The organism is Neobacillus sp. SAB-20_R2A, assembly GCF_049568635.1.
In the GTDB taxonomy this organism is placed as follows: Bacteria; Bacillota; Bacilli; order Bacillales; family Cytobacillaceae; genus Neobacillus; species Neobacillus citreus.
On the sequence record NZ_CP145895.1, the window covers coordinates 187,664 to 201,547 of the forward strand.

Consider the following 13,884-nt stretch of genomic DNA (forward strand, 5'->3'; position numbering starts at 1 on the left):
TTACATCCAATTAAAACTGCCTTAATACTATTGGACTATCTTTATATGTGTAAGGTAAATAAATATAATCAAACTTCCTGAGGAGGAACCAACGCAATGAAAAGCTTGAAAAAATTAAGCCTTCTTACATTATTTGCAGCATTAATGGTCATCATGGCAGCTTGTGGAGGCAGTGCTTCTACAGATAAGAAAGAAGAAAATACTAGCAAGGAAAAACCTAAAACTGAAGAAGTGAAAGAACTTTCTGGTTCATTAGTTGTTTCTGGTTCATCTGCGATGCAGCCATTAGTAGCAGCGGCAGCTGAAGAATTCATGGCAAAAAATCCAAAAGTTGATATTCAAGTAAATGCCGGCGGATCTGGTACAGGCTTATCTCAAGTATCTGAAGGATCTGTTCAAATTGGTAACTCTGACGTTTTTGCTGAAGAAAAAATACCTGATAAAGCAAGCGAACTTAAAGACCATAAAGTAGCTGTTGTTGGTATGACTGCTGCTGTTAACCCTAAAGTTGGTATTAAAGATATTAAAAAAGATGACTTAATCAAAGTTTTCACTGGTAAAATCACAAACTGGAAAGAACTTGGCGGGAAAGATCAAAAAATCGTTCTTGTAAACCGTCCTGACTCTTCAGGTACTCGTGCTATTTTCAATAAGTTTGCTCTTGACGGCGCAACACCTGCTGAAGGCGTGACTGAGGATTCTTCCAACACTGTTAAAAAGATTATTAGCGAAACAGACGGTGCTATTGGTTATCTTGCATTCTCTTACTTCACTGATGATACTGTAACTCCACTTGCTATCGATGGCGTTGAAGCAACTGCAGAAAACGTTCAATCTGGTAAATTCCCAGTGTGGGCATACCAGCACTCATATACTAAAGGTGAGCCAACTGAAATTGCAAAAGCATTCCTTGACTACCTAATGAGTGACGATGTTCAAACAACTTTATTGAAAGAACAAGGTTACCTTCCTGTAACTAAAATGAAAGTAGAACGTGACGCTAAAGGAACTCAAAAAAATCTATAATATTGACAAAAAAGGTAAATGCGCTTCGCATTTACCTTTTTTTAATATTTTTAACCCTTTAATGAAATCAATACAAAATCTTTACTCAGTATTAATGATCGATTAACAGTGGATTGATAATTTTATTTTATAGTTTAATAGTAAATAAAATAATGAAATTCACGGAGGTTATCAATTTGTTTAAAAATAAATTAAAGAAAAAAATCTTACCAGTAGCGGTGTTATCTTCAGTAGCTTTCGGAGCCTTGTTCAGTACGGCAAATAACGATGTAAAGGCTAACGGAGTAGTTCAAAACAATGCAGAAATTAAGAATGTTATTTTTTTAATTGGAGACGGAATGGGAGTTTCCTATACTTCTGCCTATCGTTATTTAAAAGATAACCCTTCAACAAAAGAGGTTGAGCAAACTGAATTTGATAAATACTTAGTTGGTCAACAAAAAACATATCCAGAAGATCCTCACCAAAATGTAACGGATTCAGCTGCTGCAGCAACAGCTATGTCAGCAGGTATTAAAACTTATAATGCAGCCATTGGTGTAGATAATGATGGTTCATCTGTAAAAACTGTTCTTGAAGCCGCTAAAGAAAAAGGCAAGTCTACTGGATTGGTTGCGACTTCAGAAATTACACACGCTACACCTGCTTCTTATGGTGCACATGATGTCAGCCGTAAGAACATGAATGCCATTGCAGATGATTATTATAATGAAATGATTAATGGTGGTCATAAAATCGATGTAATGCTTGGCGGGGGTGTAAGCAACTTCGTTCGTCAAGACCGTGATTTAACTAAAGAATTCCAAAAAGATGGTTACTCATATGTAACAAATAAAGATGAAATGTTAAAAAGCGACAACCCTCGTATGTTAGGATTGTTTGCTCCTGGCGGAATGCCTAAAATGCTTGACCGTGAAGCATCCATGCCTTCTTTAAAAGACATGACTGATACAGCATTGAATAAATTAAGCCAGAATAAAAATGGTTTCTTCTTAATGGTAGAGGGAAGCGAAATCGACTGGGCTGGACATGATAACGATATTGTTGCAGCTATGAGTGAAATGGAAGATTTTGAGAAAGCTTTTAAATCTGCAATTGAATTTGCCAAAAAAGACAAACATACTCTAGTAATTGCAACAGCTGACCATTCAACTGGCGGGTACTCTATCGGTGCAAGAGGAGATTATAACTGGTTTGGAGCTCCTATTGCAAAAGCAAAGCGTACACCTGACTTTATGGCTGAACAAATCGCAAAAGGTGCAGATGTAGAAACTACTCTTAAAAACTACATTGATTTACAATTAAAACCTGAAGAAATCGATTCTGTTAAAAAGGCTGCTGAATCTAAGAATGTAACAACGATTGATAATGCAATCGAAACTATATTTGACATGCGTTCTGTAACTGGTTGGACAACAGGCGGCCATACTGGTGAAGATGTTAACGTATATGCTTATGGTCCTGGAAGCAACCTGTTTGCTGGAAATATAGAGAACACTGACCAGGCTAAACATATCTTTGATATTCTGAAAAACGGCAAGTAATCTTTAAAATAACTATATCCCGTTGGGCCGGTGTTCAACGGGAAGTTTTTTTATTGAACTAATCTTATGTAAAAAAATGATTTATCATGAACCAGCAAGGAAAGGGGATTTTCGTGAAATTATTAACGCCTATCATCTTAGTGCTATCCCTTGTTTTGTTTGGCTGTAATGCCGTCCAAAAGGATGAATCTGCTGCGAAAGAAATTAAAAAACAGGAAGAAACATCTGAAAAAAATAATGACGGTTCAAATAAAGATAAAAACAGAGCCAAATCTTTATCAGACGTTTATGTCCCAAATCCACAAGTGTCTGATGATACAAAACTTCTTAATGTAGGACAAACAATAGAGGATAGTAAAGGTAAAGCAACCTTAAAAGGTATCGCATCCTTAAATCAGGTCCTTACAGTTGGACCTGTTGAAATGAAAATCAAAAATGTTAAGCTCGTTCATAACATGCCCACATATTCCTTAATGGATTACTTCCATTATTATACGGAAAACTATGAAGAGTTCGATTTTATTAAAGTGGAAGTGGAACTAGTCAATAAATCTGATCAAACAGTTCATTTCGGGCCAATTGCTCATCTTAATACGAGCAATGGTGAGACAAAAAACTTCGAAGATGACTTTTATATAGAATATTTGGGTGGAGAAATTGAGCCAAAGGGTTCAAAGCAGGGAGCACTTGGATTTATCGTTGAAAAATCTAGTCCAGATGTAAATTGGATCGAAATCCAAACAAGTGATGTACTTGACCAAGACCACAAGGAAATTGGCAAGTCACAAAAAGTAAAAATAGAGTTAAATTAGTTAATTTTGTTGCATGACCTATTCAGTGTTTTTGTTTTTCATTCAAACCCTCCTTTCGCAATATAAACTATTAAAAAGAACCCGGTAGTAGCCTACGGGTTCTTTTTAATAAATCAGCTCATATCACTAGTTTGTAAAATTTCCTCCATCGCATTGATTTTTTGTTCAAGATCGTCAATTGACTTTTCTAAAACGGCTGGATCTGCTGATCCATTTAGTTGTTGTTCAACGGAGGCAGCCGCGTTATCAAGTGCAGTCCATTCTTCAAAATATTCATCAGAGACTAAATTATAAAATTCATGTAATCCGTTTCTGATTTCCGCTATTTCTGGCTTCATTAAGTCATACTTTTTCTCAAACTGATATTGTTTTAGCAAGGCTAAATGATGTTTTGCCCCACTGACTGGACTCATATTGCCATGGGTCATTTTATCATGGTATTTATCATAAACCATCATCATATGCATTCCGTGTGTAGCGTGAGGGCCCATATGGCAATGGATTGGCCATATACCAGGGTTGTTTGCCTTTAGCAGTAAATCATATTTTTCTCCAGGCCCGATGGTGATTGAATCCTTGGTCATCGGATTTTCAAGGTCCCTGCCATCAGAAGCGATTACCTTGAAATGATGACCATGCGTATGAAAGGTATGAACTTCCGAACCTGCATTAATCAGTCTTATTAAATAGGTGCCTCCTTCTTTTACAGGGAGTGGCGGTATTTCTGGGTCAATTTTTCCGTTAATTGTATAATATCTTGCTTTTCGATCGGTTGTGTCATATTCCCCATCTAGGTGAAGATGCTCGGCTGCTGTTCCGACATACTCGTGAGCTTCTTGGCCTTCAGATAGGCTTAACAGTGGATCCCTTTCCGAGAGTAGAAGTGTAAATTCTCCATCTGTTTTATACTTAGGCGTTTTTGGTTCTACAATGATTGCTCCGTATAGCCCCATTTCTGGATGTCTGTCCGGTTCAACATGGCAGTGATAGAAATAGGTTCCTGCTTTAGTTGCATCAAATTCGTAAGTGAAAGATTCGTTTTTCATTGTCGCATGTTGACTCATCTCCGGTGTCCCGTCCCCGGCAAAACTATTGTCAATTCCATGAAAATGGATAGTGTGCATTTCTTTTTGTTGATTATGAAATACCACTTTTACGTGATCTCCTTCTTTTACGCGGATTTCAGGTCCAGGAATACTAGGCGGGGAAGCCGGTGCCTTTTTCTCCGGGTTCCATAATCCAAATCCCCAGGAGTAGAGAGTGGTGCCCTGGGACAATTCCTGTTCCATATCTGCAGCATATAGATGAAATACCTTAGTTTGTCCTTTTTCTGTTTTAGATGAAGCTTCTTCTTGGGTTGCGTTCAAAAAGAAAACAGCAAAGGCTAAAAAGCATCCAATAGCCGAAAGAATAAATATTAAAGGAAAGCGAATCTTCATGTAAGCACTCCTAAGTTGTTTTGATAGTTTTTAGTATGATAGTGATGAATATTTAGACCAAAAAGGAAAAACTCCGGAAATCTTTAGATTACCGGAGTATGAATTTATGCTGAAATCTTAACTATTTAACTATTAATCTTGATCTTCGTTAAGTAAATCTCCTAGTGAAGGAAGACCAGAAATATAGCCCACACCGCCGGTTTTATCGATTCCGATTTCTTTCTCCATAGCTTTAATTAATTCACTCTTATCTACTGCAGTAATGTTCTTACCTTCCAACTCATCGCCAGGATGCTGGAAATTACTCATAATATAAGAGTGTCCTTTTAGATTATCTGCAGCAAATAAACCTGTTGATTCAGCCCCTGCTGGTACGGATAAAACTCTTGATAATTCCTTTGTATCAACATTATAGGCCCAAACGAAATTATTGGTGTGCATTCCGCTGTCTTCACCAATGAACAATGTTCGTAATGCTTCGGAATAGCTTAAATTATCAGTATTGGCTACAGAATTCACATCTGCGGTATTTCCAAATGCATCTGCAGATGGCATATCCTTCCCGGCAATAAGCCCAGACATTTTAGCCGCTACATACTCACTGTTTATCTTTTGGCCTTGACTGTCCTTTTGTCCAGCTGTTAAATCGAATTGATACGTAACACCAGATTTAATTTTTGGAAGACGGATATCATCAGCCGGATCCGTGGAGTTTGCCTCCATACCTTTGCTTTGGTCGGAAATCGCAACGTATACTTTCTTGTCCTTTTTGTTTAGGGTTACGCCTTCCATTTTGTTAAACTCAGCTGTAGCTCCAAGCATTGCTGCATAACGGCGGGACTCTAAGAACGCAGCCGCTTTTTCCATACCAGGCTTCAATTTCAAGTATTCCGTTTTTCCGTATGAATATTGCTTGACAGCTTTAAAGCCTTCCTTTGGCACGTCTGATGTTTCGAAGATATCACTGAACTTAACACCGCTGTCAATGATGTCTTTGACTTCCTTATCAGTTGAATGACCTAGTTTAATCCATTCTAAGTCTCCAGCACCACCATTCTCTGTTCCTGTTTGATGGAATTTAGCCGCATATAGTGTTCCAGCAGAAAGATCCTTCGCTTTATCTGCTACATACATAAACAACGTCGTATAGGACCCGTCATCTCCGAAGAAGGCAGTGCGCTTATCCGGCATCATCTTCATTACTTCGTGCGAGAAACGTCCAGCACTGTAATGTTTTTCGACCGATGTAGAACCATCCTTGTTTACAGTAATTTCAGGAATGAATCCATAGAAATATGGATTTGCGTTTGAAGCATCCCCAAAATAAAGCTTGGCAAAGCTTTCTACTTGAGATCTTACAGAAGATAGTGGGTTTGATTCAAAAGTACGGGCATCCGGCTCATACTCTTCAGATCCTAAATGGGTATTCCAAGGTGACAGAGAGCCGTTACATGGAATCCAAAGGCCATTCACGCTTGAAAAGTCGATCTTCTTAACCTCTTTTGTAGTTAGTTCGCCGGTTTTATTATTTTGGTCAAGAGTTGTCAGGGACATGGATGCAGGAACAATTCCATAAGCGGATTTGCCAGCAGCATCAATCGTTTGGTATTCATAATGAGTTACCATATATTGCTTTCCGGCAATTGGCTTTAATAAACTATTGGAATCAGGAGCATCGGATACATAGTACGTCGGCTGCCCTGCTACACTAGTATCCATGATCGGATTTCCGTTTACATCAATCGGAGTACCAGCAGGAATCAGCTCGCCTTTATTGATAGCCACTTTATCTTCAGATTTAAATAGTTTCTTATAAGTAAGCGGGAAGTTCTTTACTTCACCATTGCTGTATTTTACATCTACTGTTGCTTCTGTGTACGTTTTTACCATTTTATCAATAGTAGTAGGTGCTGGCATTCCGTTAAACTTAACAGAATCAATCTTTACTTCACTATTAGTTGCAGCTGCCGCTGGGGTTAAGGCAGGAATTGTTAATGATAGAGCAAGAGCTATAGTAGGATATTTCTTTCCAAAGTACATCTTTTTCATTAGGATGACCCTCCTCGTATAATAGAAAAATTAAACTCTCCTATTCAATTAAACAAAATACTTGTTAAGCGCGTATTAGAGTTTTGTTAAGGGAATGAAAAGATTAGGTTAAAACCTTATCTCAAATGGAACCATAAAAAAAACAGTCCCGGAAAGGGAACTGTTTCTATAATAAAAAAACGATTATTTTTTAAGTTCAATAATAAATTCGCTTCCTTCACCAAGGTTACTTACTACGCTTATTTGACCATGATGTGCCTCGATTAAATGTTTAACGATGGCCAGGCCAAGCCCCGTTCCGCCGGAGTTCCTGCTCCTGGCACGGTCAACACGGTAAAACCGCTCAAAAATACGGGGGATCTCTTCCTTTTTAATTCCTATACCGGTATCTTTAACATGAACACGAACAGTTTCACCGTGATTAAGAATGATTACTCCTACATTCCCGTTGCTTGGTGTATAGGTAATAGCATTGCCAATTAAATTGATAAACACCTGTTTCAGCCGATCCACATCCCCGCGTATTCGTACGTTTTCCGCTGGACAAAGAAGCTCGAGGTTAATGTTCTTTTCTTCTGCTTTCCCTTTAAGGAGAGCAATAACATCTTCAAGCAATTTAAATAAATCTATTTCAAGTATGTTTAACTTGAAGCCTTGCTGCTCTATTTTTGAAAGCTCTAATAGATCTTGAATGAGAGATTGGAGCCGTTCACTTTCTTTTAAAATAATGGACAGGAAGGATTCTAATGTCTCTTGATTGTTCATTGCTCCATCTAAAAGAGTTTCAGTAAAACCTTTTATCGAAGTAACGGGAGTTTTTAATTCGTGCGAAACATTTGCCACAAAATCCTTTCGCATTTGCTCGAGTTTTTTAATTTCCGTAATATCGTGGAAAACGAGCAAAACTCCTTTCCAAACATGATTTGTGCCAATAATTGGCACGCCGTATACAGCGAAATATCTTCTTTCAATAAATAATGGAATGTGTAATTGCTTGCTGACCTTTTGTTCAATTCGAAAAACCTCGGTCACTAAATCACAGATTTCTTCCTGATCGATAACTTCATGATATAGTTTATTTAAATAATCGGCGGGGCTAACATGAAAGATATCGATAAACCCTTTATTTATTAAATTAATGTATCCCTTGCTATCAATTAGGACTAAACCCGCACCCATATTTTCGATCAATACCTTAAGCTGCTCCTGCTGCATTTCTTGAGATTTAACGAGTTCTTGAAGATTTTGGGCAAGTCTATTAAGGGATGTGCCCAACATTCCTGTTTTGTCCAGCCGATCTACGTTAGTTCTTGCCCGGTAATTTCCTTTGGCAAGTTCAATAGCGACATCCGTGGCTTCAACGATTGGTTTTGTAAACTTTGAGGTAATTCTTATTCCAAGAAAAATGATGACCACTACGGCAATGACAAGGAATATGGCAATGCCCCATATGATGTTCATTTTTAGGCCATCACTCATTGATACTAAGGAGAAGTCTTTGAGCACCTCACCAAGCAATACTCCTAACCCTACTAATACGAAACTGATTAGGGCGATTAATGCCATTATTAACCTAGTCCTAAATATGGTCATTCGTCTTTATGCTCCTCAAGTTTATAGCCAAGTCCACGTAACGTTTTAATATAAACCGGCCGCTTAGTATCCTCTTCTATTTTTTCTCGCAAATGCGAGATGTTTACATCGACAATTCTAGTATCCCCCACAAAGTCATAATTCCAAACAGCACTGAGCAGCTGTTCGCGGGTTAATACTCGACCCTTATTTTGGGCAAGAAATAGAAGCAATTCAAATTCCTTTAGTGTTAAATATAGCGGCTTTTTCTGAAGGTAGGCTTCATAACGTTCAGGATGGATGACTAAATTACCAATTACTATTTCCTGCTGCTCATCATTAGTATTTTCGGAAGATTGTTCCGCTTGAGCCTGGATTCTTCTTAAAATTGCTTTTACTCTGGCAATTACTTCTCGCGGGCTGAATGGCTTTACCATATAATCATCGGCGCCAAGCTCAAGACCTAATATGGTATCGAATACATCATCTTTTGCTGTTAACATGATAATAGGAGTCTTGATGTTTTCCAGACGAAGCTGTTTGCATACTTCCATTCCATCTAATTTTGGAAGCATTACATCTAAAACGATAATATCCGGTGACTCCTGTTCTGCTAACAGTTTTCCTTCTTCACCATCCATCGCTGTTATAACTTCAAAACCAGCCTGCTCCAAATTATATTGAAGAAGCGTCACAATAGACTGTTCATCATCTACAACAAGTACTTTAGTTTTCATAATACACCCCCATTCAAGAATACATACAAATTGTTAACCCTTTATTAGGGGAATGTAAATCTAGAGTAAAGACAATGTAAATCTTTGAGACATGGGGACGGTTCTTCTGCCTCAATATCTAAAAGTGAGTAAATAACAACAAAGAAAAAGGTAAGTCCTAGCTTACCATTTATCCAAAAGCGCTCTTACATTGAGTTATAAGTCTTCAGAAAATCCTCCACTGCTTTAGTCAAACTCATCGCTTCAGCCGAGTTATTATTTGAACCAAGCAGCTTGGTAATCTCCCGATGTGTTAATGAATGAGTTACAAATATATCTGCTGTATTGCCAGCTTTTTTTGTTTCTTCTATAAAATCAAAAACACTATTTCTGTTTTGGGTAACCAACAACATGGGCGGCAAGTGTTGATTAACAGAATTAGCAGCAGGGGATGCCTCCTTCCAGGCTTGACGATCATATCCAAAAACCTCTTTATATTGCTCATTTTTAGGGAGAAACTTCACTAAGTCGATTGGCCCATCCAGGTTCACTATGGATTGTACCGTGTTTGCTGGTATCCCTGCATGCTGCAAATAGCTATGATCCGTACCGATGAGCATGACCAAATGTCCGCCAGCAGAGTGACCCATCAAATTGAACCGTTGTTTATCTATATGATATTGGTCAGCCCTGTCGTAAACCCATTTCACCGCATTAGAAATATCATTCGCCATGTCATTGTACGTTGCATTAGGGTGGAGCCGGTAATTAACGGATATGAATACATACCCCCTGTTAGTGTAAAAAGAGGGCTTATCCGATACATTAGATTTATCCCCGCGCATCCAGCCGCCGCCATGGACATAAATGATAACCGGGTGATTAATGCTCTCTTTACCACTTGGTGTATAAATGTCTAATGTTTGCTTCACATCCGCACCATAATGAAGGTTCATATGTTTCAATTCTTGCCCATTAATAGATTGAGTAAAGGACATTGTTATAACCAAAGTAACGGACAATAGAAATAGTCTGAAAAGCATTGGCTTCATCTCTTTCTTCTTTTTAAAAAATAGATTGCCCTAATTATTGGTAAAACTATTCAAGGGTTTGTTAGATTATATGAGGGATAAACGGATTTGCTAAATGCATGATTTGTGCGGTTTAATATCAATATAAAGAATGTTGAATTGTTTTAAATAGGCGGGGATAAGAGTGGAGCAGCATATAGATTATCTGCTTATGCATTATGGTTATTTTGGTATCATTATTGCTTTAATCGGCGGCATTATTGGATTGCCGATACCTGATGAGGTGCTCTTGACCTATGTCGGTTATAATGTCTTCCAAGGGAAGATGGCATTCCTAAGTTCATTGGTTTGTGCTTTTATAGGGGCCGTCGGCGGTATTTCCCTTAGCTACTTGATTGGATATAAATTCGGGCTGCCACTGTTATTGAAGTTTGGTCCAAAATTACACATTACCGAAGCAAAAATCAATCGAACCAGAAGATTGTTTGAAAAATTTGGGCCGCCTCTTTTGCTGGTCGGCTATTTTATCCCAGGAATCCGTCACCTGGCAGCCTACATGGCCGCCATAAACAGATATCCGCTTAAAAAATTTATCGTTTATGCCTACAGTGGAGCACTATTGTGGACCTTTACATTCATCACACTAGGAAAAAAACTTGGGCAGGACTGGATCTTGGTAGAGAGATATTTATCTAAATACAGTATTTACATTATTTTGTTGGCACTCATTCTATTCGGCGTTTTTTATGTTTATTGGCGGCGAAAGGGAATGGTCGGAAAGGTGTAAAGCGGAGCAGGCGGTTCAACCGCCTGCTTTTTTAAATTGCTAAAAAACACAGAATTGGAAGGAAATAGAATTCGAGATTCAGAATATATAAATAAAGGGCAAAGGCCCTATTTTTAGAGAGGAGGAATTTCAATGTCTAAAAAAGTCCTTATTATAGCAGGGGACGCTGTAGAAGCGCTGGAGGTCTATTATCCATATTTTCGCTGCTTGGAAGAAGGGTTCGAGGTGCAAATCGCAGCTCCTTCGAAAAAGAAGCTGCAGACGGTCGTTCATGATTTTATCGGCTGGGATACTTATACGGAAAGCAAAGGATACTTAATCGAAGCCCAAACTGCTTTTGAGGATGTAAACCCAGAGGAATTTGACGGGCTGATTATTCCAGGGGGAAGAGCGCCGGAATATATCCGCTTAAATGAGAATGTGCCGCGAATTGTTGCCCATTTCTTTGAGGCAAACAAACCAGTCGGTGCCATTTGCCATGCTAGTCTTGTGCTAACAACTGTACGACAGTATATGGAAGGCCGCGAGTTAACTGCTTATATTGCCTGCAAACCAGATGTGGAAGCGGCAGGAGCGACATATATTGAAAACCATCTCCATGTTCAAGGAAATCTCGTTTCCGGCCATGCCTGGCCAGACCTGCCTGGATTTATGAGGGAATTTATAAAACAATTAAACCAAAATAAATAACAATTTAGGCAGAAGTGCAGCAGTGCTTCTGCTTTTTTGAAAATAAGTGTATTTTCTGAACCTTCGAACAACTGTATTGACAAAAACATAGAGGGCATATATGCTAGTCGCAAGCATGGACAAATGCCAGCAGGTGGAATTAGGGAGATTTTTAAAAGGAGGTACTTATATGTGGATTGAACCGAATGAATTGCCAGTCAACAGGGTTCAGTATTTGGATGAAAACGGAAAGCTGACAATCGGGGCGCCTGAGGTAAGTGATGACGAGTTAATTGCGATGTACAAATGGATGGTGCAAGCAAGAGTATTTGACCAAAGAGCCTTAAAGTTTCAGAGGCAGGGGAGAATTGGTACATATGCACCATTAAGCGGGCAGGAAGCGGCACAAGTTGGCAGCGCTTTCGCACTAGAAAAGCAGGATTGGATTTATCCAAGCTATCGGGAAGGGGCTGCCCTTTTTGTTCACGGATTCCCAATGAAAAACTTTTTCCTTTATACGATGGGGCATTTAAAGGGAACGGATGCCGAAGGGGCCAATGTTTTTCCAGTACAAATTATCATCGGTGCGCAGTGCCTTCATGCTGTAGGCGGGGCCTGGGCAGGTAAATACCAAGGTGAAAACAGTGTCAGTGTGACCTACATCGGTGACGGCGGCACCTCCGAAGGTGATTTCCACGAGGCCCTCAACTTTGCCGGTGTTTACAAGCTTCCGATGGTCTTCTTCGTTCAGAATAACCAGTGGGCCATCAGTGTTCCAAGATCGAAACAAACAGCAAGCGGGACCATTGCCCAAAAGGCGGTTGCCTATGGAATTACCGGAATTCAGGTGGATGGCAACGATGTCCTGGCGGTTTATACGACTATGAAGCAGGCGTTAGAAAGGGCACGAAGTGGACAGCCTGTTTTAATTGAAGCTGTTACATACAGACAGGGCCCGCATACAACAGCGGACGATCCGACGAAATACCGGGATAAATGTGATGTAGATGAGTGGCTGGCCAAGGATCCGCTAAAGCGAATAAAGGCGTTTTTACTCGAAAAAGGAATCTGGAACGAAGAACTGGAACAGAGAGAATTTGCGCTAGCAGAGCAAAAGGTCACTGAGGCCTTTGAACTGGCTGCAAATACTCCGAAAAGTAAAGTGGAAGATATATTTGAAATTGTTTATGAGAAAAAGACCAGCCAGCTTACTGAGCAGCAGCAATCTGTTTCATCAGAGGGGGTTTTGAAATAATGACCGCGATGACAATGATAGAGGCAATTAATTTTACCTTAAAGAAGGAAATGGAGAGAGACCCGAGAGTCATTTGCTTGGGAGAGGATATTGGAAAAAACGGCGGTGTGTTCCGGGCAACTGACGGCCTGCAGGCTATTTTTGGAGAAGACAGGGTAGTAGATACGCCAATTGCGGAATCGGCAATCGTCGGCACGGCAGTCGGCATGGCAGCAAGGGGCTTGCGCCCGGTGGCGGAGATCCAATTCTTCGGGTTTATTTATGAAGCGATGGACCAAATGGCAGCACAGGCAGCGAGACTTCGCTTCCGGTCTGGCGGGGTGCTGGGTGCGCCAATGGTTGTCCGTGCACCGTATGGCGGGGGAGTCAAGACTCCGGAGTTGCATTCTGATAGTTTAGAAGGTTTATTTTTGCATTCACCGGGGCTGAAAGTGGTAATGCCAAGTTCCCCTTATGATGCCAAGGGGCTGTTAACAGCGGCTATCCGCGATAATGACCCTGTTTTATTTTTGGAGCCGATGAAGTTATACCGTGCTTTCAAGCAGGAAGTGCCGGAAGAGGATTACATCATTGAGATTGGCAAAGCCAAGGTTGTAAAAGATGGCGAAGACCTAACGGTAATTACGTGGGGACAGACGGTGCCGCTCGTAAGCAAGGTAGTTGAACAGTGGGAGCAGGAGCAGCCTGTTTCGATTGAGATTATTGACCTGCGGACGGTGTCGCCGATTGACGAGGATACCATCATTGCTTCCGTGCAAAAAACAGGACGGGCCATGATTGTTCATGAGGCTGTGAAAACCGGAGGACCGGGTGCTGAAATTTCCGCGATGATTAACGAAAAAGCGTTGTTTCATCTGTCGGCGCCAATTGTGCGGGTTACAAGCTTTGACACGCCATATCCGGTACCATCAGTGGAAGAAGACTGGCTTCCAAATGCAGACAGAATCAGCCAAGGGATTAGAGAGGTATTAGCACATTAATTTT

General features: G+C 40.0%; 12 protein-coding genes. 7 read left to right on the forward strand and 5 right to left on the reverse strand.

Features of this window, described 5'->3' with window-relative positions; translation table 11 throughout:
- Positions 1–96 precede the first annotated feature (96 nt).
- The 3 genes from V5M37_RS01050 to V5M37_RS01060 all read left to right on the forward strand — a co-directional run bounded on the left by V5M37_RS01050 (position 97) and on the right by V5M37_RS01060 (position 3,382).
- Positions 97–1,026: a phosphate ABC transporter substrate-binding protein gene (locus V5M37_RS01050; RefSeq protein WP_423800367.1), complete on the forward strand. Its 930-nt coding sequence runs from the start codon at positions 97–99 to the stop codon at positions 1,024–1,026.
- A gap of 176 nt (positions 1,027–1,202) precedes the next feature.
- Positions 1,203–2,570, forward strand: coding sequence for an alkaline phosphatase (locus V5M37_RS01055; RefSeq protein WP_423800368.1), 1,368 nt, complete (start codon positions 1,203–1,205; stop codon positions 2,568–2,570).
- A gap of 113 nt (positions 2,571–2,683) precedes the next feature.
- Complete coding sequence (locus tag V5M37_RS01060) at positions 2,684–3,382, forward strand: DUF4352 domain-containing protein (protein ID WP_423800369.1); 699 nt, start codon at positions 2,684–2,686, stop codon at positions 3,380–3,382.
- 113 nt (positions 3,383–3,495) lie between these two features.
- Here V5M37_RS01060 and V5M37_RS01065 read toward each other — a convergent pair whose 3' ends face one another.
- The 5 genes from V5M37_RS01065 to V5M37_RS01085 form a co-directional block, all read right to left on the reverse strand.
- Positions 3,496–4,821: a multicopper oxidase domain-containing protein gene (locus V5M37_RS01065; RefSeq protein WP_423800370.1), complete on the reverse strand. Its 1,326-nt coding sequence runs from the start codon at positions 4,819–4,821 to the stop codon at positions 3,496–3,498.
- 132 nt (positions 4,822–4,953) lie between these two features.
- The gene (locus V5M37_RS01070; protein ID WP_423800371.1) at positions 4,954–6,870 is read right to left on the reverse strand and encodes a PhoX family protein; all 1,917 of its coding nucleotides are present in this window, start codon (positions 6,868–6,870) and stop codon (positions 4,954–4,956) included.
- 183 nt (positions 6,871–7,053) lie between these two features.
- Positions 7,054–8,463 (reverse strand): two-component system histidine kinase PnpS, encoded by a 1,410-nt coding sequence (pnpS, locus tag V5M37_RS01075; protein ID WP_423800372.1) that lies wholly within the window; start codon positions 8,461–8,463, stop codon positions 7,054–7,056.
- Positions 8,460–9,179: a response regulator gene (locus tag V5M37_RS01080; RefSeq protein WP_423800373.1), complete on the reverse strand. Its 720-nt coding sequence runs from the start codon at positions 9,177–9,179 to the stop codon at positions 8,460–8,462. The genes pnpS and V5M37_RS01080 overlap by 4 nt, the downstream gene beginning before the upstream one ends.
- A gap of 185 nt (positions 9,180–9,364) precedes the next feature.
- Positions 9,365–10,201: an alpha/beta hydrolase gene (locus V5M37_RS01085; protein WP_423800374.1), complete on the reverse strand. Its 837-nt coding sequence runs from the start codon at positions 10,199–10,201 to the stop codon at positions 9,365–9,367.
- Positions 10,202–10,373: 172 nt separating this feature from the next.
- Here V5M37_RS01085 and V5M37_RS01090 point away from each other — a divergent pair, with 172 nt between their 5' ends.
- From V5M37_RS01090 to V5M37_RS01105, 4 genes are all read left to right on the forward strand, one after another.
- Positions 10,374–10,976: a DedA family protein gene (locus tag V5M37_RS01090; protein WP_423800375.1), complete on the forward strand. Its 603-nt coding sequence runs from the start codon at positions 10,374–10,376 to the stop codon at positions 10,974–10,976.
- Positions 10,977–11,108: 132 nt separating this feature from the next.
- Entirely contained in the window at positions 11,109–11,666 is a 558-nt protein-coding gene (locus V5M37_RS01095) for a DJ-1/PfpI family protein (RefSeq protein ID WP_423800376.1), read from the forward strand.
- A gap of 169 nt (positions 11,667–11,835) precedes the next feature.
- Positions 11,836–12,900 carry a pyruvate dehydrogenase (acetyl-transferring) E1 component subunit alpha gene (gene pdhA / locus V5M37_RS01100; RefSeq protein ID WP_423800377.1) on the forward strand — a complete coding sequence of 355 codons (1,065 nt, stop codon included), beginning with the start codon at positions 11,836–11,838 and terminating at the stop codon, positions 12,898–12,900.
- The gene (locus V5M37_RS01105; protein WP_213148161.1) at positions 12,900–13,880 is read left to right on the forward strand and encodes an alpha-ketoacid dehydrogenase subunit beta; all 981 of its coding nucleotides are present in this window, start codon (positions 12,900–12,902) and stop codon (positions 13,878–13,880) included. The genes pdhA and V5M37_RS01105 overlap by 1 nt, the downstream gene beginning before the upstream one ends.
- Positions 13,881–13,884 lie beyond the last annotated feature (4 nt).

What these genes read in the sequence shown, in the direction of transcription:
- V5M37_RS01050 (WP_423800367.1), top strand. Translation starts at nt 97, where the DNA reads ATGAAAAGCTTGAAAAAATTAAGCCTTCTTACATTATTTGCAGCATTA.
- V5M37_RS01085 (WP_423800374.1), bottom strand. Translation starts at nt 10,201, where the DNA reads ATGCTTTTCAGACTATTTCTATTGTCCGTTACTTTGGTTATAACAATG.
- V5M37_RS01095 (WP_423800376.1), top strand. Translation starts at nt 11,109, where the DNA reads ATGTCTAAAAAAGTCCTTATTATAGCAGGGGACGCTGTAGAAGCGCTG.
- V5M37_RS01070 (WP_423800371.1), bottom strand. Translation starts at nt 6,870, where the DNA reads ATGAAAAAGATGTACTTTGGAAAGAAATATCCTACTATAGCTCTTGCT.
- pdhA (WP_423800377.1), top strand. Translation starts at nt 11,836, where the DNA reads ATGTGGATTGAACCGAATGAATTGCCAGTCAACAGGGTTCAGTATTTG.
- V5M37_RS01065 (WP_423800370.1), bottom strand. Translation starts at nt 4,821, where the DNA reads ATGAAGATTCGCTTTCCTTTAATATTTATTCTTTCGGCTATTGGATGC.
- V5M37_RS01105 (WP_213148161.1), top strand. Translation starts at nt 12,900, where the DNA reads ATGACCGCGATGACAATGATAGAGGCAATTAATTTTACCTTAAAGAAG.
- pnpS (WP_423800372.1), bottom strand. Translation starts at nt 8,463, where the DNA reads ATGACCATATTTAGGACTAGGTTAATAATGGCATTAATCGCCCTAATC.
- V5M37_RS01080 (WP_423800373.1), bottom strand. Translation starts at nt 9,179, where the DNA reads ATGAAAACTAAAGTACTTGTTGTAGATGATGAACAGTCTATTGTGACG.